This is a genomic window from Prolixibacter bellariivorans ATCC BAA-1284, from assembly GCF_000621705.1.
In the GTDB taxonomy this organism is placed as follows: Bacteria; Bacteroidota; Bacteroidia; order Bacteroidales; family Prolixibacteraceae; genus Prolixibacter; species Prolixibacter bellariivorans.
Genome location: NZ_KK211332.1, coordinates 491,299 through 514,980, shown reverse-complemented (window position 1 = coordinate 514,980; position 23,682 = coordinate 491,299). Strand labels below are relative to the sequence as shown.

Sequence of the window (23,682 nt, the reverse complement as noted above, 5' to 3'; positions counted from 1 at the left end):
CAATTCGGGCAGCTTCTTTTTATTTTGATGTTTTTCTTTTCTTAGAATTGTTGTTCTTTTTGTTCCGGTATTTCCGGAATAATTCTTTCCAGATCCTCCAGCAGCGACATCTTTTCTGTAGTTGCATTTTCCTTAGCCGCCTTTATTTTCTCTACCTGTTCGTTTTTGTATGAATCGTCAATTTTACCGACCATGTTTTCAATAACGGTAAAAGCTTCGAAAGCAACCATGAATTCCGACTCGATAACCAGGTCGACGAAAAGCGACAGGTACTGACTGAAATCAAGCCCGTTTTCCCAGCAAACGGATACCAATTCTTTTAATTCGGAGGCGTATTTCTTATCCTGGATGGCTTCCACAATACGTGGGATGGCATCACTGTATTTCAATTCAGCCAATAACCGGATAATCTTTTGTCTAATCTCCGGGTTATCGGTGGAATGAAGTAATTCAATCAGCACCGGAATATAACTACTGTTACCGGTTTCTCTCAACTCCTTAATCGTCTCAATAACCATTAATGAGTCTTCTGATTGCAGATTAGTCAATATCTTTTTTTTCTGTGGATCTTTTTCCATGATTGTCATCTCTTCTTCGTCGACAAAGATATAACTTTTACAAAAGGTGGAAACAGGTGTTGAATTGAAAGAGAAAATTCAATAACCGTATTTACTGGATATAATCCCTAAATTTGCGCTTTCAAAATTGGTCGTAATTCGAAATCAAACTAAAACCTGCAATTAAACCAATGCTCGAAAAAGCAACCAGAGATCTTGAACAACAAAAAGTTGGCCGTCTGATGTGGCAATACTTTGTGCCGGCATTCATTGGTGTGATGATGAATGCTTTGTACAATATTGTCGATCGGGTTTTTATCGGGCGGGGAGTAGGCGCTTTGGCACTTTCCGGACTATCGGTCATTTTTCCCATCATGATTTTGGTGGCTGCTTTCGGCATGCTCATTGGCGTAGGAGCAGGTGTCCGGATTTCCATTAATCTGGGGAAGAAAGACTATCGTCAGGCAGAAAAAGTGCTTGGAAATGGCCTTTCACTGATGGTCATCGTGTCGATACTGGTTACGGTGGTTGGTTTCATTGTGAAGAATCCATTGCTGCATTTATTTGGGGCAACCGGCGAAACCATCGGTTATGCCAACGATTATTTGAATATCATTCTGTTGGGTACCATCTTTCAGGTGGTCGGCTTTTCATTGAACAATATTATCCGATCCGAAGGAAATGCGAAAATTGCAATGCATTCCATGCTTCTGAGCGCCGGAACCAACTTAGTGCTTGATCCGATTTTTATTTTCGTTTTGAAGATGGGCGTGCAGGGAGCAGCAATTGCTACCGTTATATCGCAAGCTTTATTGACCTTTTGGGTCCTTCGTCATTTTACGAGCTCAAAATCTATTGTTAAGTTTCACCTTTTGAATCTGAAACTGGAACCAATCATTATTTTTCGGATTTTGTCTATCGGGATGGCACCGTTTGCCATGCAATTGGCCGCCAGTTTAGTTCAGGCTACTTTCAATACACAATTGATTCGGTTCGGTTCGGATGTGGCAGTGGGCGCAATGGGAATCATCAATTCTGTGGTCATTATGATTATTATGTCGATGATTGCCATTAACATGGCCCTGCAACCCATCGTTGGTTTTAACTACGGGGCAAGGAACTTTCACCGGGTGAAAGAGGCGTGGTTCCTGGCAATGAAGGCAGCCACATGGATTGCAGTAGTATCTTTCGTTGTCGTTCAGGTTTTCCCGGGTGAAATCGTTCGGTTGTTTAACAACGAGAACGAAGAACTTTTCAATATTGGTGTAAAGGGACTGCGCATCTTCACACTGATGCTTCCGGTGGTTGGTTACCAGGTAATTGTTTCCAGCTATTTCCAAAGTATTGGTAAAGCTGGCATAGCTATGTTCCTTACTTTATTGCGGCAGGTTATTGTACTCACGCCTTTACTCTTCATTTTACCTCAATTTTTTGCATTAACTGGCGTCTGGATGGCTGGTCCGGTTTCCGATTTTGTGTCAGCTTGTATCGTGCTGTTTGTCACCTTGCGGGAAGTGAAACATTTGAATAAGCTTCAGCAGCAGCAAGAGGAAAAGAAAAAACCGGTCAATGAAGTTGCTCACTGACCGGTTGTCTATTTTGTTACTTCAAATGAAGTTTCGGCTTCAAATATTGGCCGGTATACGATTCTTTGCAGCCAATTAATTTTTCGGGAGTTCCTTCAAAAATAATCTTTCCGCCTTTGTCTCCACCTTCCGGTCCCAAATCGATGATCCAATCAGCCGATTTAATGACATCCAGGTTGTGCTCGATAATAATAATGCTGTGTCCTCTTAATATCAGCGCATTGAAAGCATCAAGTAACTTGCGGATATCGTGAAAATGGAGCCCGGTAGTGGGTTCATCAAATACAAAAAGGGTAGGCGTATCTTTTTCCTTTGCCAGGAATGAAGCCAGTTTGATTCGCTGACTTTCACCTCCGGATAAGGTACTGGAAGATTGCCCTAGTTTCAGGTAGCCGAGTCCAACATCCTGAAGCGGGATTAGCTTCTTCACAATGCGTTTTTCGGTGGTTTTAGCCTTTTCGCTAAAAAAGTCGACCGCCTGGTTGACGGTCATTTCAAGGATATCGTAGATGTTTTTCTCGCGGTAGCGAACTTCCAGAATGTCCTGTTTGAAACGCTTTCCTCCGCAACTTTCACAGGTTAGCGAAATGTCGGCCATGAACTGCATTTCCACCTTAATAACACCTTCGCCCTGGCATTCTTCACATCGGCCGCCGTCGATGTTAAAAGAGAAGTGCGAGGCTTTGAATCCATTTATTTTGGAAGCCTGCTGGTCGGCGAAGAGTTTCCTGATTTCGTCGTAAGCCTTCAGGTAGGTCACCGGATTAGAACGGGACGATTTCCCGATAGGATTCTGATCGACAAATTCAATTCCGGTCAACAAATGCATGTCGCCATCTACCTTTTGGTGCGCTCCTGTTCTTTCACCATACCCACCGTAATATTTGACCAGGGCGGGGTATAGAATATTTTTTACCAAAGATGATTTTCCCGAACCACTAACGCCGGTCACAACGGTCATGGTATTCAACGGAAATTTCACATCGATGCTTTTCAGGTTATTTTCGCGGGCACCGGTTATTTCGATGAAATTATTCCACGAACGGCGCTTAGCAGGAATAGGAATTTCTTCTTCTCCGGTTAGGTATTTGGCCGTAAGACTGGTCCCTTCTTTTGCCAGTTTTTTGTGGTTTCCCTGGAATACAATCTCTCCTCCGTGCATTCCGGCCAACGGACCAATGTCAATGACTTCGTCAGCCGAACGAATAATTTCCTCGTCGTGCTCTACTACAATCACCGAATTACCAAGATCCTGAAGTTTTCTTAGAACATTGATGAGACGGCTGGTATCACGCGAATGCAATCCGATAGAGGGTTCATCCAGAATATACATCGAACCGACCAGACTGCTACCCAGCGAGGTTGCCAGATTAATTCGTTGCGATTCGCCACCGGAAAGTGTCGAAGACAATCGGTTCAACGTGAGATATCCCAGACCGACATCGCAAAGAAAATCTAAACGGTTGTTGATTTCAGTAAGTAACCGGCCGGCAATTTTCTGTTCGTGCTCAGTCAGTTGAATGTCGGCAAAATATTTTCTCAGCTCATTGGCGGGTGTTACGACCAACTCCTGGATGGATTTCCCAACCACTTTTACATAAGCTGCTTCCTTTTTTAGTCTGCTTCCGCGACAATCCGGGCAAATTGTTTTTCCGCGGTAGCGTGATAACATGACCCGGTACTGGATTTTGTAGGCTTTTTCTTCAAGATATTTAAAAAAACGGTTCAGTCCATGAAAATGTCGGTTTCCGGTCCAAAGCAGGTGTCGTTGCTCTTCGGTTAATTCGTAATAAGGCTTATGAATTGGGAAGTCGAATTTTTCGGCATTGAATAGCAATTGCTCTTTCCATTCACTCATTTTCTCACCTTTCCAACAGGCGATGGCATCGTTATAAATGGATAACGATTTGTTCGGAATCACCAAATCTTCGTCTATGCCGATAATTTTACCGTAGCCTTCGCAGGTTGGACAAGCACCAATGGGATTGTTGAAACTGAACATGTGCATAGTTGGCTCTTCGAACTCGATCCCATCTGCTTCGAACCGGTTAGAAAAGTGCTCGGTTATGATTTCATCGCCCATCACCTTGATGACACATTCCCCTTTTCCTTCGTAAAAGGCTGTTTGAACAGAATCTGCGGCACGGCTCTGTGTATCTTCATCTCGCGAAACAGCAATCCTGTCAATCACGATATGAACATCACTTTTGGTCTTGAGTTTCGTAGAATCGGCGAGCAGATCATCTATCCGATGAATTTCACCATCAATTTCGAGGCGGGTAAATCCCTGTTGCCGCAGCAAATCTGCTTCTGTTTCAAGCGAGCGATCCTTTTTTACATGGAGCGGCGATAAAACAAGTACACGCGTTTTTTCCGGGTGTGATAAAATAAAATCGACTACATCGGTTACCTGATATCGTGAAACTTCTTTCCCTGAAACGGGAGAAATTGTTTTTCCCACACGGGCAAAAAGCAACTTCAAATAATCGTATATCTCCGTAGAGGTTCCTACCGTCGATCTTGGGTTTCTCGTATTTACTTTCTGTTCAATGGCAATAGCTGGTGGTATTCCTTTAATGTAATCAACTTCGGGTTTGTCGATACGGCCAAGAAATTGACGTGCATAGCTTGAAAGACTCTCCACGTACCTTCTTTGTCCTTCGGCATAAAGCGTATCGAATGCCAGAGAAGACTTCCCGGAACCGGAAAGTCCGGTGATGACAATGAATCGGCTACGGGGAATTTTCAGATCAATGTTCTTTAAATTATGGACGCGAGCGCCTTTTATTTCGATGTATTCAGTAGGTTCTGAGAGCATTGGAATGAAAAAAAATGAATTTTTTTTGCGGAATGTTAATATTTGTAAAAAAATAATATATATTTGATGTCTGCAAAGTTAACAATTAGTCATTAACCACTTTAAAAAAGGAGACACGCCTATCGAAATATTTCTACCTTGAGAACCAACCCTATAGTATTATGGTAGAAATTAAGCACTTGGACGACTATGCGCTCGTTCAAAAATTTGTAGATGGCGAACACGAATGTCTCGAAATCCTGATTACACGTCACAAGAACCGGATTTACACGTACATTTTTATGATCGTGAAAAATCATGCGGTTGCTGAAGACATCTTCCAGGACACTTTCATCAAAGTTATTCAATCGCTGAAAAAAGGACGGTATACCGAAAACGGTAAGTTCGTATCCTGGGCTATCCGCATTGCTCACAATTTGATTATCGATCACTTCAGGAAAGAGAAGCACCTGAGTACGGTATCGAATGATGAGACAGAAGTGGACATTTTCAACAGCCCGAAATTCTCCGACATGAACATTGAGGACAACCTGGTCAGCGAACAAATTTTTCGCGAAGTCCGTCATTTAATTGACGAATTGCCTGACGATCAGCGGCAGGTTGTTATCATGCGTCACTATCTCGGATTCAGTTTCAGAGAAATCGCGGAGCACAGTGGAGTGTCGATTAACACGGCACTCGGAAGGATGCGCTACGCTTTAATTAACCTGAGAAAACTGATTGAAGAGCGTCAATTGAATTTGACACTGTCATAGTAATTGAAAAAAAAGAAGAAAAAAATAAAAGGGGATGACAATAAAATGTCATCCCCTTTCGTTTTAAAATCAAAGCAATCATAATATTAAATTCTCATAATTTGCCTATGAACCATATTTTTACTCTTTATTTTGATTTCCTTCTTGAAACAGATTTAAACGAGTCGAAGGACATGGCGGAAGCTGAGGGGCACATGGAAATGATACAAGAAACTCTTAAAAATAAGAAAGAATCTTGTATGTACAGCCCATCACAGGAAACCGTAGACAATATCTTAAGCTTTGCTAAGCAATACACCGTTTTAAGTTCAGGTGATACACAAGTAGAACTGAACCTTAATTAAATCTCGCTTTAAACGATTTATGAGTCCGCTTCGGCGGACTTTTTTTTGCTTTCATGATTATTAAAATGAAATAAAAGTGATATCTTTATGATATCATAAATCAAATCTTAAAATCATGGAAAAATCATTTAAGCCCATGTCAGGGTATCTTTATCTGTTCCTTGTTTTGGTCGTACTGGCTTTGTCAGTTTTTTCCTTCACAAGAGGAATGCTGATTCCCGGAATAATTGGGATCGTCTTATTCATCTTTTTAATCCCTGGTTTCCTTATCATCGCACCGAATGAGAGTGCTGTATTGGTATTATTTGGAGCTTACAAAGGAACAGCCAAAGCGAATGGTTTTTGGTGGGTGAATCCATTTTTAACCAAAGAGAAGATCTCGCTAAGGGCAAGAAACATTGATTCGGACCCTATAAAAGTGAACGATAAGATTGGTAATCCGGTCATGATTGGGGTCGTTGTTGTTTGGAAAGTATCCGACACATATAAAGCAGCCTTCGAAGTTGACAATTATGAGCAGTTTGTCGATATCCAAAGTGAAGCCGCCATCCGGAAGTTGGCCGGTTATTATCCGTATGACAACTTCGAAGATGAAGATGCTGAAATCACATTAAGAGGCGGAGGCGAAGAGGTTAACGAATTGCTGGAGAAGGAACTCACTGAGCGACTCTCGATTGCCGGTATCGAAATAATGGAAGCCCGGATTAATTATTTGGCGTATGCTTCGGAAATAGCCGGGGCCATGTTGCGCCGTCAACAAGCTACAGCGATTGTCGCGGCACGTACCAAAGTTGTGGAAGGTGCCGTTGGCATGGTCAAGCTGGCATTGGATGAATTAAAAGATAAAGATATTATTGAATTGGACGACGAGCGAAAGGCAAGCATGGTCAGTAACCTGATGGTTGTTTTGTGTTCGGATGAAGCAGCACAGCCGGTACTGAACGCAGGCTCGTTGTATTAAAAAATTTGTATGGCTAAGAAAAAATCATTCGTGCTCAGGATCGATCCGGAGACTTACGATGCGTTGGAAAAATGGGCATCGGATGAATTTCGCAGCACCAACGCACAAATTGAATACCTTTTACACCACGAACTTCGAAAGGCAGGCAGAGGTCCTGCAAAGAAGGACGATAAAACGATAACCGATAATCAGAAAAGTGATGAGCAGGAATAAATATGTATGCCCGAAATGTGGAAACCGTTCGTACGATGTAGGCGAAATTAGAGTAGCCGGCGGTTTCTGGTCAAAAATCTTTGATGTACAGGGCCGGAAATTTACTTCGGTCACCTGTAACAGGTGTTCTTACACCGAATTTTTTGCTGTTTCGAGTAGTAAACTAGGTAATGTCTTCGATTTCTTTACCAACTGATTTTCACGACACGAATAACTGATTTTAAGCAAGAGGTCCGTAACTGGCCTCTTGTTTTGTTTTTGTATGAAAACTAAACTTTAAATTTCCTATAAATCCGGCTCAGACTTTGGTGCCCTAGCGATAATCCGTTAATTTTACGCTGCTTTTTTGGATAGTTTTAACCTGTTACTAAATAATCAAGTAGGATGGCTATAAGTGCTTTACAATTTGAGCGATCAAAATACGCTCCCAAGTTACCCAAAGCTTTACAAGGACCAGTAAAAGTGGTCGTAGGAAAAGAAACCGAGTCGGTTGCCGATCAGGAAGAAATTCAGAAGCTCTTCCCGAATACCTATGGTATGCCGCTTATCACCTTTGAAGAGGGTGCTGATACTGGTTCTCTGCCGGTAATGAATGTCGGTGTAATTCTTTCCGGTGGCCAGGCGCCCGGAGGTCACAATGTTATTTCCGGTATTTATGACGGTTTGAAAAAACTGAACCCCGAAAACAAATTATACGGTTTTCTGGGTGGTCCCGGTGGTTTGGTTGATCACGAATACATGGAATTGACCGACGAAATTATTGACGAATATCGCAATACCGGTGGTTTCGACATTATCGGTTCCGGTCGCACCAAGCTCGAAGAAGAAGCTCAGTTCGACAAAGGCGTCGAGATATGCAAGGAGTTAAACATTAATGCTCTGGTGGTTATCGGTGGTGATGACTCAAACACCAATGCATGTGTATTGGCTGAGTACTATCTGCAGAAAGAAACCGGAATTCAGGTTATCGGTTGTCCCAAAACTATCGATGGTGACCTGAAAAATGAGATGATTGAAACCTCATTTGGTTTCGATACAGCCATCAAGGTATATTCCGAGCTCATCGGAAACATCATGCGTGATGCGAACTCAGCAAAAAAATACTGGCACTTCATTAAACTAATGGGACGTTCAGCGTCACACATTGCATTGGAGTGTGCATTGCAAACTCGGCCGAATGTTACCCTGATTTCGGAAGAAGTAGCTGAAAAAGAGCAAACGCTGGCCGAGATCGTAGACTATATAGCCAATGTTATTGCACGTCGTGCTGAAGATGACCATAATTTTGGTGTTATACTGGTACCGGAAGGATTGATTGAGTTTATTCCGGAAATGAAGACTTTGATTACCGAATTGAATGATTTGCTTGCCGAAGGTCAGCAGTCAGCCAATGAATTCAAAGCACTGGTGACCGATGCCGAAAAACGCACGTATGTTATTGGCAAGCTGAGTGAAACTTCTTCCAAGGTATTTGCATCACTTCCTGAAGGAATCGCCAAGCAGCTGACGCTCGATCGCGATCCGCACGGAAACGTACAGGTATCGAAAATCGAGACCGAGAAGTTATTGATTGAGATGGTTGATGTTCGTTTGGCTGAGATGACGGAAGAAGGTACTTACAAAGGTAGTTTCTCTGCTCAGAACCACTTCTTCGGTTACGAAGGTCGTTGCGCCGCTCCTTCTAATTTCGATGCTGATTACTGCTATTCACTGGGAGCAACGGCTTCGGTATTGATTGGAAATGGTAAAACTGGTTATATGTCTTCTGTCCGGAATACCACCAAACCAGCAGATAAATGGATTGCCGGAGGTGTTCCGATTACGATGATGATGAACATGGAGCGTCGTCACGGTCATATGAAACCGGTTATTCAGAAGGCGTTGGTTGAGCTGGATGCAGCACCGTTCCTTAAACTGGCTGAAAACCGTGAACAATGGGCTGTTGAAACCAGCTACGTTTATCCCGGACCGATCCAGTATTTTGGCCCGACTGAAGTCTGTGACGCGACTACCAAAACATTGGAGCTCGAGCAAGGTAAATAATCACAACCGCTATTATATGAAAGGCAGCTTGTATATCAGGTTGCCTTTTTTTGTGCTCGAAAAATGGGTAGCTTATTGATTAAGAGTGTGATGTTTTATTCCTCTTGCGCTTAATTCCGCCCAAAATGTAATTCCTGATGTTACTTTTCCTTAGCGTGTACGAAATCGAACATATCTTGTTCTTTACCGTTCAATTTTTTGACCCTCCACAATTCTGAAGAATAATAGATGGTTTTATAAGTATCACTAATACAGATAAATACAATCTTTGGCACATTTCCTGTTTTAAGCTGGTCAAACGGACAAAAAACAAAAGATTAAAAAAATAGGAGATAACGTCATGAAAACACAAACAACAAACTCAGCAAAAAAGGTAATCGTAACCTTCATGATAGTTCTGACAGTAAGTGTAATGAACATCGCTAATGCACAGGGAATCTCTGGTTTTGTAGCCATGCTTTCGCCGGTAAATGCAATGAACAGTACGAATGTTGAAAAGATGGCGGTCTTAGTAAACGAAGAACTGAACGACAGCGAATTGAAAGTAGAAAACTGGATGAGTAGCGATAGCTACTGGAGAATAAACGAACAGGACGAACAACTGGAAGTGGAAGATTGGATGAGTAATGAAAATTACTGGGGCGTGAAGGAACAGGCAGACTTTTCCGATAGCCCGTTAACCGTTGAAAACTGGATGTCATCTGATGCCTACTGGACCGGAAACAACCAGGAAAAAGACGATACGCTGGCAGTCGAGAACTGGATGGCTTCGAACGAATACTGGGGAGTTAAATAACGAGAAATTTCCAACGCAAATAGTTCATAATTAGGTTTAGTTGCATTATGCACAGTTTTTTCAGAGTGAAGGCTGCACCGCGAGGTTGCAGCCTTTCTTGTGTGTTAACTCAAATTTACCTTTCCATTGTCAACTTGGATGGGTGAGCTACAATCGCTATTTTTGTCGATTAATTAGATTAAATAAAAATAGAATCGATAGTTCACATAATGAATCATTTAATTATATATGCTCATCCCAATCCTGATTCACTAAGTCACGCATATTTGGAAGTGATGAAGGAGCAAACCAGGGCAAACGGCCACGACGTGGTTGTGAGAGATTTGTACCAAATGCATTTTAAACCGGTTGATTATGCTGCCGATTTTGAGAAATCGCGTAGAGGTGAGTACCCGGAAGAGATTTTAACCGAACAGGAATATTTGCGAAAAGCCGATCTTGTCAGTCTGATTTATCCGGTCTGGTGGGGCAGTATGCCTGCTATTTTGAAAGGTTATTTCGACCGTGTTTTTACTCGCGGGTTTGCATTTGATTATCATCCTGAAAAGGGATTGTTAAAGCTGCTCGAAGGCAAAAAAGCCCTGGTGGTAAATAATATGGGAGATTCGAGGAAACACGCCGATGCCAGTGGCATGACCGATTCGATTAAAAACTTTATTCGCTCTGGTGTTTTCGGATTTTGTGGAATTGAGACTGTTGAGCACTTGTTATTCGGAAATGCGACGACCCGCGACAAAACAGTACGAATCGGTTATATCGAAGAAGTACGAGAAAAAATATCTAAGCATTTGCCAATCGAAGCAACTGTTTAAATTTACTGCCAGGCCAAACGGTCTGGTTTTTTTATGGGTGGTCGAATACGTAGGAGATAATATTAGCGCCCATTTGTAAAGCTTTTTCCCGAAGTGACCACGGGTCGTGATGCACTGCAGGATTTTCCCACCCATCACCTAAATCACACTCGTACGTGTAGAAGAAAACCAGCCTTCCTTTATAGAAAATACCAAATCCCTGAGGCGGTTTCCCGTCGTGCTCGTGAATCTTAGGTAATCCGTTTGGGAAATCGTATTTCTGATGATATATGGGGTGCGTAAAGGGTAATTCCACCAATTTGCTTTCGGGGAAGACCTTTTTCATTTCTCTTCTGATATATTTATCAAGTCCATAGTTGTCATCGGCATGCAGAAAACCGCCCGATTCGAGATATTTACGTAGGTTCTTCACTTCAGCATCAGTAAAGAAAACATTCCCGTGACCAGTCATATCCAGGAACGGGTAATTGAAAATTTCCGGGCTTCCCACATCAACGGTAGCAGGCTCCGGATCGATGTTGGTGCCAATATTTTTATTGCAATACTGAATGAGATCACCCAACGAGGTTGGATTGGCATACCAGTCACCGCCGCCGCCATATTTCAACAGAGCAATCTTAACCGAAGTTTTCGATTGCGCATTGGCGGTGAAGGTCATGATAATAAAAGCCATGGCCCACAAAATATCCCGATATATCCTTTGCAACTTCATAACGCTATTTCAACTCGTTGATAAGGTTAACGGTATGGCAGGCCACCACCCCGGCAGTTTCGGTTCGTAATCTCGATTCGCCCAGCGAAACCGGTTGAAAACCATTATCAAATGCTAGCTGAATTTCTTCGGGTGAGAAGTCACCTTCGGGACCGATAAGGATCAACACATTTTTCCCTTTCGGGATAATATGACTGAAAAGTTTTCTTTCCGTTGGCTCAAGGTGAGCGATGTATTTCTCGCCGTCGAATTTCTGCGAAATGAACTCTTTGAAGCTGGTCATTTCATTCAGAACCGGGCGGTAGGCTTTCAGCGATTGCTTCATGGCCGATGTGATAATGTTCTCGAGCCTGACTGGCTTAATATTTTTCCGTTCGGAATAGCGGCACAAAAGCGGCGTGATTTCATCGATTCCGATTTCGGTTGATTTTTCCAGAAACCATTCAAACCGATCGATACTTTTGGTTGGACCGATGGCGATATGCAGCCTGAAATTGCGTTTGCCGACTTCGTGTTTTGCATCAGTAATTTCTACCTGACAGGCTTTGGGATGAGCGTGGCTGATGACTGCCTCGAAAAAGCTCCCTTTGCCATCAACCAACTGAATTTTATCGCCGTTGTTCAGTCGAAGAACCCTGACGCAATGCTTCGACTCGGTTTCATCTAAGGTATATTGATTCCCTTTTATATCGGGCGTATAGAAAAGGTGCATAATCACGCGGAATTGTTATTCTGCGACAAACTTAGCGAAACATTTTCGGATATTTATAGAAAGCCAGTTCTCCGCTGCGTGGTTCAATATCGGCCCATGCCTGTACCTCGAAACGAATAGCAACGGCTCCGGAAGTGGGGAGTATGCGGTCGAAATGGTTTAGCATCCGGTCGGCCAGTATCGTTTGCGTGGGATTATGGCCAAATACCAGGACACAGTCGGAATCTTCCGGTGTTTTTGCCAGCATTTCCAAAAAATCGGTTGTGGTGAGTCCATCATAGAGGTCCTCCTCTTCCCGGATGGAATCTTCGGGATAATCCAAAACCGAGGCAAAGAAGGTCGCAGTTTGCAGCGCCCTGTTGGCCGAACTCGAGATGAAATGGAGTGGTTGAGGGAGCATTGGTTTTATTTCTTCCGCTATTTTGGTGGCATCCACTTCGCCCCTGGTAGTTAAATCGCGCCGGAAATCAGGTTTTGGATCATCTGTATGCTCGGCTTTTCCGTGACGGACAAGAACAACGAGTTTCATAGGCTTTTTTTTAGATGAGAACAGATTCTTTTTATCCTACCGGGATATTTCCCGGCTGTTTCCCTCAATAATAAGAGAAAACAGGGAAGAATTCAAGTGTTAGCGAAGATTGTTGTCATCTTGCATGGCGCAATAGCAAATGGCTGTTTGTTCCCGTCACAGCGCGGCAGGTAATTGCCATTGGCGACGGTGCCTTTTTTCCTTGCGGGAAGCTTCTGCGAACGGCAGATGGTTCTTGTCCGGACGAATGAGAAAACGACAATCTGTAGTTCGTTCTCTCTACGTTACGGGGAACAACTACGATCTGTATTTCGTTCTCTTTTCGTTACGGGAAGTAACTACAATCTGTATTTCGTTCTCTTTTCGTTACGGGAAGCAACTACAAAATGTAGTTTGTTGCTGACGCCTTGCGGGAAGCAGCTACAAAATGTAGTTTATTCCCGGTAGGTAATAGCGAAACAACCTGGCAGCTATTTTTTCCGGAACGGATGTTCCAATATCAACCATGAAAAAAATTTCCCCGGCGGAACAAAAGGGTATCCAATTGTCCTCGTTTCGTGCACAATAGGTGGCGGAGAGCAATGGTAGCGGCTCGTCAAAAAGTTAACCTCCTGATAATTTGCCTGATGGAATTTTGCTGAAATTTCAATAATAAGTTAAATTAGTGAAAACCAAAGCTTGCAGCCAATTGATGCGTTTGCTAATCCTCTTTATCGTTATATGTGTTGCCTTCGCCTCCCCTTCAGATGCAACAACGCAAGCATCGCCGGGCGAAACAACAAAAGGATTTGCTCTGAGAGCTTCGGGAAATCTTGAAGATAGAATAGTCTACCGGATCCAGATTTGTGCCTTACGGAAACCGGTAAAGGATGCACGGATATTAAAACGGCGGACAAAAGTGCCGGGACCGTTTTATATTAGCCGCAGCGATGGATTTCACCGCTATGCAGTTGGCCGCTTTTTTAACTTCGAAGATGCCATGCGCTACCGGGCTTATCTCATCAATAAAGGTGTCGATAAATTCATTTTTGTGGTAGCATTCTATCAGGGAGAACAACTTACCGCCGGCCCCGATATAACGCCATCTTCATTTTCAAAGCCGTAAATCTCGCACTATCTTTACGCACAAATTTTTCTCATGAAGCGAATAGGCCTGTTATCGGATACGCACGGATATATGGACAATGCCATACTCAACTATCTTTCGGAATGCGACGAAATTTGGCACGCCGGCGACATCGGTAACCTGGAAGTGGTTGACCAATTGGCTGCCCTGAAGCCTCTGCGGGCAGTTTACGGAAATATCGATGGCGATAAAATCAGGCAGGAATATCCGTTACATCAACGATTTTTGTGCGAAGAAGTGGATGTTTGGATGACGCATATTGGCGGTTATCCCGGAAGGTATGAACGATATGTTACGCCGGAAATCTATCATAATCCACCCAAATTATTCATCTCCGGTCATTCCCATATTTTGAAAGTGGTGAATGATCAAAAGCTCGGGTTGCTGCATATTAATCCCGGAGCAGCAGGCGTGCAGGGCTTTCATCAAGTCAGAACCCTGATCCGCTTTTCAATCGATGGTTCGCGCATTTTCGATTTGGAAGTGGTGGAAATGGGACGTCGCGGTTCGTTTACCGAATGAAGCGTGCCGCTACCCAGTTGTTCCGTTCCTGGTAGCCGGCAGGTTTTAATCCTACTTCTTCCGCTTTCGCGGAAATGGTTGGCAAATCTTCGAGATAGAATCCACTCATGATAATTTCCGCCTCCTTGCACATGACGGAAGCATATATCGGCAAATCCTGAAGCAAAATATTCCGGTGGATGTTCGCGTAAATCACATCGAATTTATGTTTCCCCAAAAAGTTGGCATCGCCCAGAAAAACATCGATGTTGGTAATGTTATTGATTTCGGCATTTTCGAGTGTGTTGTTGTAGGCCCATTCATCAATATCGATGGCTTTCACCGTTTCGGCTCCCCGCATGGAAGCCAAGATGCCGAGAATACCGGTTCCACAACCCATATCGAGAACCTGTTTGCCTTGTAAATCCTGAGATAAGATGGCTGAAATCATCAGGTAAGTGGTCTCATGATTTCCGGTTCCGAAAGCCATCCGTGGATCAATCACAATTTCATACTCGGCTTTCGGAGTATCGGTATGGAACGGTGCCCTGATAAGACATCGGTTTTCTACCAGCAATGGTTTAAAATAGTTCTTTTCCCATACTTCGTTCCAGTTTTGGTCGGGAATAACTTCCGTCTGAAACCGTACTTTGAATAGTGGATTGTCTTTCAGGCTTTCACTTTGTAATACATCTTCTGTAAAAGCAGACGACGGGATGAAGGCTTCAACGGTTTTGTCTGTTTCACTAAAGCTGTCGAAGCCCAGTTCCCCCATTTGAGCAGTTAATATTTCACGGTTTATTTCGGAATCAGGTTCCAGAAAACAACTGACTTTCGTGTATTCCATTGCGATAAAATTTGGCTGGTAAAGATGCGAATTTCGATCGAATATAAACACTAATAAATGCGAATCACCAGGTTCATTCCTACACGGCTGTAGTGCCAGTCGTCAAATCCCGCAAACACACCAATATTCCCATTAAATAGTACCTCGATTAACGAATAACCGATTTCGGTGTACTGCGGGTAACTAGGCATGGAGTAGTAGCCAGCCCAAACCAATTCACGCCACAGCGTATTACTGATTCCCGGTAGGTATTTCAGTAGAATGTATGGCGCTTTGTAAGAAACGTGGCCTTCGATAAACCGGTTATCGGTCCGTAGTTCGTAATACCCCGGAATGAAAAATCCATGCCTGAATTCCTTGAATAATACAGGAGATGGCTGACTGTTAGTTTGGGAGAAGTCACTGAAGTGGATTTGTTTTCGATTTGGAAACCATCCCCCCCTTATTTCATACGTGAAGCTGGTCGCTGAATTGATCCGAATCCCTTGCTTCAGTCCTGCTTCCAGGTAATCGAAATCGGCCGTGCTGTTGAAAAGTCCTTTGATACCTTTATTGTACTGGAACCAGAATGTTGGAAAATCGGAATGGGCCATCTTTTTCACTCCATCTTTAACCCGGTAATAATAGCGCGGCGTGTATTCTATTTTCAATTTCAGCACCGTGTTGATTTGGCTATTCAGATTTGCATCGGTTACCACATGATTGTGCGGAAGATTGTTCAGGTAGTCAACATCCGTTCTGAAAAAGGAATAGTTGGTCGAGTTTTCCAGGCGGCGCCGGTCGTTCCAGCTGAATCCGCCGTAAAAAACCAATCCATTGGCCAGATCAATCCGGTTACGAAAATCGATGTAACGGTTTTCGTAGTAACGGGCATAGTTCTCTTTGAAAAAAAGCGAGGCTACCGCGTTGATAAAAGGATCGATAGCGTAGAGGCTGTTAAAGTCACTGGTTTTTCGTCCAAAATCGAGATTGGCTATACCGCGGTGCATGGGAGCGTAAGTCAGGGCAGTCTTGCCACCCCATAAAACGGCTTTCCGGTTAATCGCCCAGGTTCCCCATGGAGTAAACCAGAAGGCATGGCCAGGCCGGCCTGTTTTATTGAAAGTAATCTCCTGATGAACTTTCCAGCCATCAACGGCATTAAAACCAAAGGATTTTAGGTTGATAATCCCCGGATAGGAAACATGAAAAGTGGTATCGCGGTTGGTCCATTTCTTACCGGTGAAAAGTGGTCCGAAATATCGCGTTAAGAAATCACTCCGTTTTTGGGATGAGGTAAATATGTTGCTCTTTGGAGCCACGGTTTTCAACGAGTCGCGTTTCTCAAAACTTTCTATTTCGTTTTTAGTCAATGGAATTGGGCGAATTTCATTCCAGTAGGCACTGTCTTTGTTTTCCGCACCCGAAACAACCACCTGTTGATTTTTGTCTTTCAGCTCAAGCGATTGTTCTCCTTCATCTTCAGCAATTTTCGACTCACGCGACACCAGGCGCGAAAGCTTGTTCATGTCGCGGTTGGTGATATTTTCCTTGTTCAGGATTTTAGCAACTTTGGCGATACGTTTGCCATCTTCCACTTCGTGTCCCATCGGCTCGCTCTTATTTTCTTTGACTGAATCCTGATTCTCAGTTTGGGGCTCGGTTTTATCCGCAAACTGAGGCATCGTATTTATGGGATTGACAGCGATGAGCCTCGGATTTAAAACAACGTCCCGATATTTTACAGAGCCGCCGAAATGGACACTTCCTTTTACACCCAGAATACCACCTTCGAAGGCATAGTTGTGTCCCACCGGCATCCAAATACCAGGTTTCACTTCATCGAAAACCTGCCGGACGTTTACTTCACCGAAAGGTGTATCGAAGTTCAGGTCGGCACTGTGAAGGCACCATAAGCCATCGATGATGTATAAATACCCTGAAAAAAGCTGTTTACTGCGCCGTCGGGGAATAACTTTGATTTTGTCGATGGTATAATCGCCTTCGTAACTAAATCCTTCGTAAACGTATTTGTAGTGGTTAAAGGCGTTGCGCCCCAATGGCGAAATCAGGATATCGATGTTATCATCGTACAGACTGGCAGCAAAAAATTTCATTACCGGGAAGTCGACAATATCCGGGAAAGTAGAATTAACCGACTTGATCACCTGTTTATAATGGTCAGGAGCGTCGAAAGTAATGGTACTGTAGGTTTCGTCGACGAAAGTATCACCCGACTTGACTTCCACTTTTTGTTTACGCAACTGATTGCGGATAATCCTCGATACTTTTTTAAAATGAACGGTACCTCTCAGATAAACATCCGCTTTATATGATTCGATCTGGTTTTTATGGAAATTAGATAGACCGATAACGTGTCGCATAATCGGATAGGCCGGATCTTCGCCATTGCCATACACCCTGATTTCGCTAAGTTGATGAACCTGGTCGACCATGGTGATATTTTGGGAGACCGGCTTTTTATTGACCTTAACGGTAATGGATTGCGGAGCGTATCCCAGACTTCGGTATATAACGGTATAAGTTCCTTCCGGTACATCGATGCCATATTTCCCGTCAACATTGCTGGTGGTTCCCTGCGCAAGTTCCTTGATAAAAACGGTAGCATACGGAATCGGATCTCCTTTTTGGTCGGTGATTGTTCCATTTAATGCTTGCGACCTAACTAATTGCGGGAATAAAACAGCAGCAGTAAATAAAAGCAGACGGATATAGATTGGTATGGAAACAGGTTTGCTCATAAGTTCATTTATCTACTTAGATGCAATTTAGCAGCTATTCGTTGAATAATAACAATTGTTTATCCGAAATGCTCATAGAAAATAAAAAAGGTGACTGAACACAATGCTTCAGTCACCTTTATCTTGAAAAAATTACAGTTGCGAGTTTAATCGCAGCAGATATTTTTTAGTAAGCGTTGATAATTCCCAGGAATTCTTCAGCTTTCAATGATGCACCGCCAATCAGACCACCGTCGATGTCAGGCTGAGAGAATAATTCGGGAGCGTTGCTGGCTTTGCAGGAACCACCGTAAAGAATGGAAATTTCCTCGGCAACATCTTTACCGAATTTATCGGCAATCAGGCTGCGGATGAAGGCCAACATATCCTGTGCTTGTTGAGTTGATGCAGTTTTACCGGTTCCGATAGCCCAAATGGGTTCGTAAGCAATAACCAGTTTTTTGAATTCATCAACCGGAAGTTGGAAGACCGTTTCGTCGAGTTGTTTTTTGACGAAATCATTCTGTGTCTCAGCTTCGCGAATTTCCAATGGCTCACCACAGCAATAAATGGGAGTCAATCCGTTTTCCAGCGTCAAAGCCACTTTTTTGTTGAGGATCTCGCTGGTTTCGTTGTAATATTCGCGACGCTCGGAGTGACCAAGAATCACATAAGTTGCGCCGGTGGACTTAACCATTTCAGCAGAAACTTCACCGGTGAAGGCACCTTTGGCTTCTGCTCCACAGTTTTGAGCCGAAACACCAATACGGTTGTTGTCAACGCTTTCAACCACTTTTGTGAGGTGAGTGAAAGGCGTACCCAGTACTACCACAACATCTTTATCGCCTTTGGCAACGACCAGTTCGTTTACCGCTTTGGCCAGTTCAACACCTTCCTGCAGGTTTGTATTACATTTCCAGTTTCCGGCTACAATCTTCTTTCTCATTATGGTTTGATTTTAAAATGATGAATGGTTGCTATTCAAGTTCTTAAACTACCGACAAAGATAGAAACATCCCGCCGAAGTTGAAAATACCCGAAAGCCCTTAATCCTTATTTAACTTTTTATTCATTTCCGGCAGTATTTCTTGCCGGAAGGAAGTAGAATCGGGGATGTCGTTGTTATGCCACTTGGCCAAAATCGTTCCTTTGTAGGTTAAAATAAGACCCGGATTGGAGCGAATCATGGTTTTGAGGGTGATTTCGTCAGTGGACAGAAAAGGGTAGGGGACATTATTGTCTTCAGTAAATGCCTGTTGTTCATTTTCGAGCGATGCTGTGAGACAAATAAAGTTGTATCCTTGCGCTTCAGCCCATTTGGCCAGTGCGTTAATCCGCTCCTGATTTTTCGTGGATGATTGCTGTAAATCGTAGGCCACCAACATGAAGGTGTAGTTGTCATCCTTCAGGAAATAGTCCGTTACGTCGTCTCCCTGTGGTGTTAGTATCGAAAAATCGTGAATGGGTGGAACGTATCCTCGCTTAACCAGTACCGGCTGGTCCATGGACTGAAATTCCCACGTAAGTGAATCCCGCCAGGGAATATTTTCTTCCGAGAATTTCTTTACCTCACCGGTCTTCATGTTTTTATAGTAGAAGTTGTTTTTGTAAACGTCGGGTTGGGCATCCGGCGGAATTTCCATGGCCCTGGTAATATTTACACCCACTTTGTAGGGCCTGAAATCGATGATTGGTAGGTGATTGTACGACCAGGTAACTAACACAACATAAGTCAGAATGAGGCCGGAGAAAAGAAACCTGCCTGATTTTCCTTTCAGCGGATGATCCGCTTTGCGCCTTTCGGCGAAAAGGATAATGGCCAACAGGATGATGGCGATGTTTTTATAAAAAGTTTGCCAGTTGGTAATCACCAGCGCATCGCCGAAACAACCGCAATCGGTTACCGGATTGTTTAATGCGAGATAAAGTGTTAGCGGAGTGAAAAAGCTCATGAAAATGAGCGCCAGCCAGGAGAAAAAGCGGAGAAATGTTCCACTTAAGAGCCCTACACCTATCGCAAATTCGGCGAAGGAAAGGATAAATGAGAGTGGCAGTGCGATGGGAACCAGGAAATCGAGATGAAAGGCATAGAAGTAGTCGGTGATTTTATAAGTACCGCCCCACGGATCAATTCCTTTCACAAAGCCCGAAAAAATAAAAACCAGGCCGACCAGTACTCTGCTGATATTCCGGAGCCACTTCATCATTCTTCGCCAAACTCAAGTTTTACCATCGCAAAAATGGCGTAGTTGATAATGTCAAGATAGTTGGCTTCAATTCCTTCCGATACCAATGTTTTTCCCTGGTTATCTTCAATCTGCTTGGTGCGTTTCAGTTTCATCAAAATCAGATCGGTAAACGAACTGATGCGCATTTGCCGCCAGGCTTCACCATAGTCGTGGTTTTTGTCGAGCATCAAGGTTTTGGCCTTCTCCAGATTTTCCAAAAACATCCTTTCCGTGATGTCAGCCGGTAATTCTTCTTCCGAAGGTTTCAGCTCAAGCTGGATGATCGCCATGGAGCAGTAGTTGATAATACCGATGAACTCAGCACGTGCATCTTCATCAATTTTGGAAACTCCTTTTTCCTCAATGCTGCGGATTCGTTGTGCTTTGATGTATATCTGGTCGGTCATCGAACTGGGACGCAAGATACGCCACGCGGTTCCGTAATCGCGCATCTTCTTGACGAACAAATCGTGGCAAATGCTGATGATATGATCGAATTGCTGAGCTGTCTTCTCCATTGTCTTCTCTTGAATTGAACCATAAAAGTATAAAAATATGAAAATCGCCGAGTCAATTAATTATTACTTTTGTAGAAAGGCACTCCGAAATTGCTTTGACGGTGCTATTTGAAAAATATTCCTATGCTGTTTACGCGTAAAAAAGAACCGTTTTATGCCCGGAAGAAGACCATGACGCTCGATGGTCGTTTAATCGAAATCGATCATCCGATGGTGATGGGTATTTTAAACGTAACGCCCGATTCCTTCTTTGATGGCGGGAAATATGTGAGTCACAAGGCTATCCTGAAAAGGGCGGAGAAGATACTGGCAGAAGGAGGCGAAATCATCGATATTGGCGCTTATTCTACGCGTCCAGGTGCGATGGATGTGCCGGCCCCTGAAGAGACCAGCAAGTTAAAATCAGCCGTCGGCCTGGTTCGCAAAGAATTTCCCGAGGCCATTATTTCCATTGATACGTTCCGGGCTTCGGTGGCCCGTGAAGTCATCAATGAAGAAGGGCCATGCATTATCAACGATATTTCGGGGGGAACCATGGATGACCAGATGTTTAAAACGATAGCCGAACTGGGCGTTCCGTACATCATGATGCATATTCAGGGCACACCGCAAACCATGCAGCAAAATCCGCATTACGACGATGTGGTACAGGAAATTTTAATGTTTTTTGCCGAAAGGGTTCAACAACTAAAACTACTGGGAGTAAAAGACGTTATATTAGATCCCGGATTTGGATTTGGTAAATCGATCGACCATAATTTCGACCTGATGAACCGGCTCGATTCCTTCGGATTGTTTCAATTCCCGCTTCTGGCGGGTGTTTCCCGCAAATCGATGATTTGGAAATTTTTGGGAACATCGGCAGAGGATAGCCTAAACGGAACTACCGTGTTGAATACGGTAGCCCTGATGGGCGGAGCAGATATCCTGCGGGTACACGATGTGAAGGAAGCCGTGGAAACCATTAAAATATACAGCAAGCTGAAAAGCGTTGTCAAATGACGGAACTATTCATTACCATACGATTTCTCGATTTTTTGGATGTATTGCTGGTCGCTTTCCTTTTATACGAGCTATATATGCTGATAAAAGGAACGGTAGCCTTCAATATATTCATGGGAATATTTATTGTCTACCTCGTTTGGCTGGTGGTGAAGGCGCTGAACATGGAGTTGGTCAGCACCATCCTGGGGCAGTTGTTCGGCGTCGGAGTTTTGGCTTTGATTGTGGTTTTCCAGCAGGAGATCCGGAAGTTTCTGCTCTTGTTGGGAAGTCGTTACCAGGCCAACAATAAATTTTCGTTCGAGAATCTTTTCCCGCAGCATTTCAAATCGACGACAGAATCGAGCTTGCGGGCGATAGTTGATGCCTGCCAAGATATGGCGCGTACCAAGACCGGTGCATTGATTGTCATTGCGCGCAGTACCGAGTTGAGGGAGTTTGCTGAAACCGGTGAAATTATCGATGCGGGTATAACGTCAGAATTGCTGAAAAGTATTTTTTATAAAAATGCTCCGTTGCACGATGGAGCTGTCATAATAGTTGGAAACCGAGTCAGAGCAGCTCGATGTATTTTGCCTGTTTCGGCCAAGAAAAATCTGAGGCCTTCGTTAGGATTACGGCATCGTGCAGCACTTGGGATGTCGGAACAAACCGATGCTTATGTTGTTACGGTAAGTGAGGAGACCGGACGTATTTCGGTAGCTCACAACGGACAGCTTGATGAAAATCTGACTGTGGAAAATCTTTTTAAGAAACTGGAAGAAAACCATGCAGCCTGACCAAAAAATGAATTTATGGGAGTTGCTTAATTACTCTCTCTTCACCTATGGCGACTTGAAAATATCGATTCTTCGGGTTGCTCTTGTCGCATTAATATTGGTGGGCGCTTATTTTATCTTCCATTTCTTCCGTAAGTGGATGATGCATTTATCTATTGCGGAAAAGCTTGGATTGAAACGGTGGCGCTCTTTCATCCGCATTATCCGGTTATTCTTCTTTTTGGGAGCCGGTCTGGGCTCACTAAGTATGCTGGGGTTAAAAGCCACGCAAGTATTAGCCTTTCAGCTTTTCGAGACAGAAAAGATAAAATTTACCGTTACCCATCTTCTGGTTGTACTTACTATTCTGTTTATTACCCGGTTTATTCTGAACCTGATAGAGTACCATTTCGATAACAAAATTAACCAGAAGCGATTCGATCGAGGCCGGGGAAGGTCCATCTATACCATTATTCAATACCTGATTTGGTTTACGGCCATCGTGTTGTCCCTGCAGGCACTTGGGCTGCAATTGACATGGATAGTAGCTTCTTCAGCAGCCTTTCTGGCAGGTATTGGGTTTGGTTTGCAAAACCTCTTTAACGATTTTATTTCCGGTTTAATTATCCTGTTCGACCGTTCGCTCGAAGTATATGATATCGTCGAATTGAATGACGGAACGGTTGGGCGTGTGCTCGAAATTAATTTGCGGTCCTCGAAGATTCTGACGCGGAATAACCAAGTGCTGATTGTGCCCAATTCGAAGTTTACCCGCGATACCATTGTCAACTGGAGCCATAACGAAGAAAATACCCGCTTCCATGTGAGTGTAGGAGTTGCGTATGGCTCTGATGTGCGTTTGGTCGAAAAACTCCTCCTGGAGGCAGCCAACGGGCACGAGGACATCAGTACCAACCCCAGGCCTTTTGTGCGCTTCAACGATTTTGGCAACTCTTCGCTCGATTTTCAGCTTTACTTTTGGACGGCTAACAGTTTTTATGTGGAGAATTTAAAGAGTGAACTACGCTTTGCTATTGACGATTTGTTTCGTCAGAATAAAGTTGAAATTCCTTTCCCGCAGCGCGACATAAATTTCAAAAATCCGATCGTTATCCAGAAGGATCCATCTTGATCGCTTATTCTA

Annotated in this window: 24 protein-coding genes; 14 read left to right on the top strand and 10 right to left on the bottom strand. The window is 43.5% G+C overall.

The annotated features are described in order from the left end of the window. Positions 1 to 41: 41 nt before the first annotated feature. Complete coding sequence (locus T426_RS0121460; RefSeq protein WP_027586264.1) at positions 42 to 578, bottom strand: HEAT repeat domain-containing protein; 537 nt, start codon at positions 576 to 578, stop codon at positions 42 to 44. A 170-nt stretch (positions 579 to 748) separates the two neighbouring features. On the opposite strand from T426_RS0121460, the gene T426_RS24705 reads away from it, so the two are divergent. Beyond that, entirely contained in the window at positions 749 to 2,143 is a 1,395-nt protein-coding gene (locus tag T426_RS24705) for an MATE family efflux transporter (RefSeq protein ID WP_025863640.1), read from the top strand. A gap of 16 nt (positions 2,144 to 2,159) precedes the next feature. Here the strand turns inward: T426_RS24705 and uvrA are convergent, their stop codons facing one another. Next, entirely contained in the window at positions 2,160 to 4,961 is a 2,802-nt protein-coding gene (gene uvrA / locus T426_RS0121450) for an excinuclease ABC subunit UvrA (protein WP_027586263.1), read from the bottom strand. Between the two features lie 161 nt (positions 4,962 to 5,122). Here uvrA and T426_RS0121445 point away from each other — a divergent pair, with 161 nt between their 5' ends. The 8 genes from T426_RS0121445 (at position 5,123) to T426_RS0121410 (ending at position 10,885) form a co-directional block, all read left to right on the top strand. Then, positions 5,123 to 5,716 (top strand): RNA polymerase sigma factor, encoded by a 594-nt coding sequence (locus T426_RS0121445; RefSeq protein ID WP_025863641.1) that lies wholly within the window; start codon positions 5,123 to 5,125, stop codon positions 5,714 to 5,716. A gap of 107 nt (positions 5,717 to 5,823) precedes the next feature. Beyond that, positions 5,824 to 6,060, top strand: a complete 237-nt coding sequence (locus tag T426_RS0121440) for a hypothetical protein (RefSeq protein WP_025863642.1) — start codon at positions 5,824 to 5,826, stop codon at positions 6,058 to 6,060. A 115-nt stretch (positions 6,061 to 6,175) separates the two neighbouring features. After that, positions 6,176 to 7,021 carry an SPFH domain-containing protein gene (locus T426_RS0121435; RefSeq protein ID WP_025863643.1) on the top strand — a complete coding sequence of 282 codons (846 nt, stop codon included), beginning with the start codon at positions 6,176 to 6,178 and terminating at the stop codon, positions 7,019 to 7,021. Between the two features lie 9 nt (positions 7,022 to 7,030). Then, entirely contained in the window at positions 7,031 to 7,234 is a 204-nt protein-coding gene (locus T426_RS0121430) for a type II toxin-antitoxin system antitoxin (RefSeq protein ID WP_025863644.1), read from the top strand. Further along, positions 7,221 to 7,430 (top strand): zinc ribbon domain-containing protein, encoded by a 210-nt coding sequence (locus T426_RS26350; RefSeq protein ID WP_027586262.1) that lies wholly within the window; start codon positions 7,221 to 7,223, stop codon positions 7,428 to 7,430. Before T426_RS0121430 ends, T426_RS26350 begins: the two co-directional genes overlap by 14 nt. 188 nt (positions 7,431 to 7,618) lie before the next feature. Continuing rightward, positions 7,619 to 9,277 (top strand): diphosphate--fructose-6-phosphate 1-phosphotransferase, encoded by a 1,659-nt coding sequence (locus T426_RS0121420; protein ID WP_025863645.1) that lies wholly within the window; start codon positions 7,619 to 7,621, stop codon positions 9,275 to 9,277. Between the two features lie 340 nt (positions 9,278 to 9,617). Then, positions 9,618 to 10,073 (top strand): hypothetical protein, encoded by a 456-nt coding sequence (locus tag T426_RS0121415; protein WP_025863646.1) that lies wholly within the window; start codon positions 9,618 to 9,620, stop codon positions 10,071 to 10,073. A 209-nt stretch (positions 10,074 to 10,282) separates the two neighbouring features. Beyond that, entirely contained in the window at positions 10,283 to 10,885 is a 603-nt protein-coding gene (locus tag T426_RS0121410; RefSeq protein ID WP_025863647.1) for an NAD(P)H-dependent oxidoreductase, read from the top strand. A 31-nt stretch (positions 10,886 to 10,916) separates the two neighbouring features. Here the strand turns inward: T426_RS0121410 and T426_RS0121405 are convergent, their stop codons facing one another. Genes T426_RS0121405 through T426_RS0121395 form a run of 3 tightly spaced genes read right to left on the bottom strand, consistent with a single transcriptional unit; the run spans position 10,917 to position 12,838 of the window. Continuing rightward, entirely contained in the window at positions 10,917 to 11,597 is a 681-nt protein-coding gene (locus T426_RS0121405) for a DUF4159 domain-containing protein (protein WP_027586261.1), read from the bottom strand. A gap of 4 nt (positions 11,598 to 11,601) precedes the next feature. Then, a complete protein-coding gene (locus tag T426_RS0121400) occupies positions 11,602 to 12,309 on the bottom strand; it encodes a 16S rRNA (uracil(1498)-N(3))-methyltransferase (protein ID WP_025863648.1) in 708 nt (235 codons plus the stop codon). A gap of 31 nt (positions 12,310 to 12,340) precedes the next feature. Beyond that, positions 12,341 to 12,838 (bottom strand): SixA phosphatase family protein, encoded by a 498-nt coding sequence (locus tag T426_RS0121395; protein ID WP_025863649.1) that lies wholly within the window; start codon positions 12,836 to 12,838, stop codon positions 12,341 to 12,343. Between the two features lie 691 nt (positions 12,839 to 13,529). Here T426_RS0121395 and T426_RS0121390 point away from each other — a divergent pair. Both T426_RS0121390 and T426_RS0121385 read left to right on the top strand, forming a co-directional pair. Further along, positions 13,530 to 13,943, top strand: coding sequence for a hypothetical protein (locus T426_RS0121390; RefSeq protein WP_027586260.1), 414 nt, complete (start codon positions 13,530 to 13,532; stop codon positions 13,941 to 13,943). 33 nt (positions 13,944 to 13,976) lie between these two features. After that, positions 13,977 to 14,486: a metallophosphoesterase family protein gene (locus T426_RS0121385; RefSeq protein WP_025863651.1), complete on the top strand. Its 510-nt coding sequence runs from the start codon at positions 13,977 to 13,979 to the stop codon at positions 14,484 to 14,486. Here T426_RS0121385 and prmA read toward each other — a convergent pair. The 5 genes from prmA to T426_RS0121360 all read right to left on the bottom strand — a co-directional run bounded on the left by prmA (position 14,476) and on the right by T426_RS0121360 (position 20,778). Continuing rightward, a complete protein-coding gene (gene prmA, locus T426_RS0121380) occupies positions 14,476 to 15,312 on the bottom strand; it encodes a 50S ribosomal protein L11 methyltransferase (protein ID WP_027586259.1) in 837 nt (278 codons plus the stop codon). The two genes, T426_RS0121385 and prmA, sit on opposite strands and share 11 nt — an antisense overlap. A gap of 50 nt (positions 15,313 to 15,362) precedes the next feature. Further along, the gene (locus T426_RS0121375) at positions 15,363 to 18,053 is read right to left on the bottom strand and encodes a DUF5686 and carboxypeptidase regulatory-like domain-containing protein (protein WP_025863652.1); all 2,691 of its coding nucleotides are present in this window, start codon (positions 18,051 to 18,053) and stop codon (positions 15,363 to 15,365) included. Between the two features lie 166 nt (positions 18,054 to 18,219). Continuing rightward, positions 18,220 to 18,978, bottom strand: coding sequence for a triose-phosphate isomerase (gene tpiA / locus T426_RS0121370; protein ID WP_025863653.1), 759 nt, complete (start codon positions 18,976 to 18,978; stop codon positions 18,220 to 18,222). A 100-nt stretch (positions 18,979 to 19,078) separates the two neighbouring features. Further along, positions 19,079 to 20,239, bottom strand: a complete 1,161-nt coding sequence (locus T426_RS24700) for a BT_3928 family protein (RefSeq protein WP_051569064.1) — start codon at positions 20,237 to 20,239, stop codon at positions 19,079 to 19,081. Further along, a complete protein-coding gene (locus tag T426_RS0121360; RefSeq protein ID WP_025863654.1) occupies positions 20,236 to 20,778 on the bottom strand; it encodes a DUF1599 domain-containing protein in 543 nt (180 codons plus the stop codon). Before T426_RS0121360 ends, T426_RS24700 begins: the two co-directional genes overlap by 4 nt. 123 nt (positions 20,779 to 20,901) lie before the next feature. Between T426_RS0121360 and folP the strand changes: the two genes are divergently transcribed. From folP to T426_RS24695, 3 genes are read left to right on the top strand one after another with little or no spacing between them, the layout of a single operon-like run. After that, positions 20,902 to 21,780, top strand: a complete 879-nt coding sequence (gene folP / locus T426_RS0121355; protein ID WP_025863655.1) for a dihydropteroate synthase — start codon at positions 20,902 to 20,904, stop codon at positions 21,778 to 21,780. Next, entirely contained in the window at positions 21,777 to 22,559 is a 783-nt protein-coding gene (gene cdaA / locus T426_RS0121350) for a diadenylate cyclase CdaA (RefSeq protein WP_025863656.1), read from the top strand. The genes folP and cdaA overlap by 4 nt, the downstream gene beginning before the upstream one ends. After that, positions 22,549 to 23,670 carry a mechanosensitive ion channel family protein gene (locus T426_RS24695; RefSeq protein WP_051569062.1) on the top strand — a complete coding sequence of 374 codons (1,122 nt, stop codon included), beginning with the start codon at positions 22,549 to 22,551 and terminating at the stop codon, positions 23,668 to 23,670. The genes cdaA and T426_RS24695 overlap by 11 nt, the downstream gene beginning before the upstream one ends. The last annotated feature ends 12 nt before the right edge of the window (positions 23,671 to 23,682 follow it).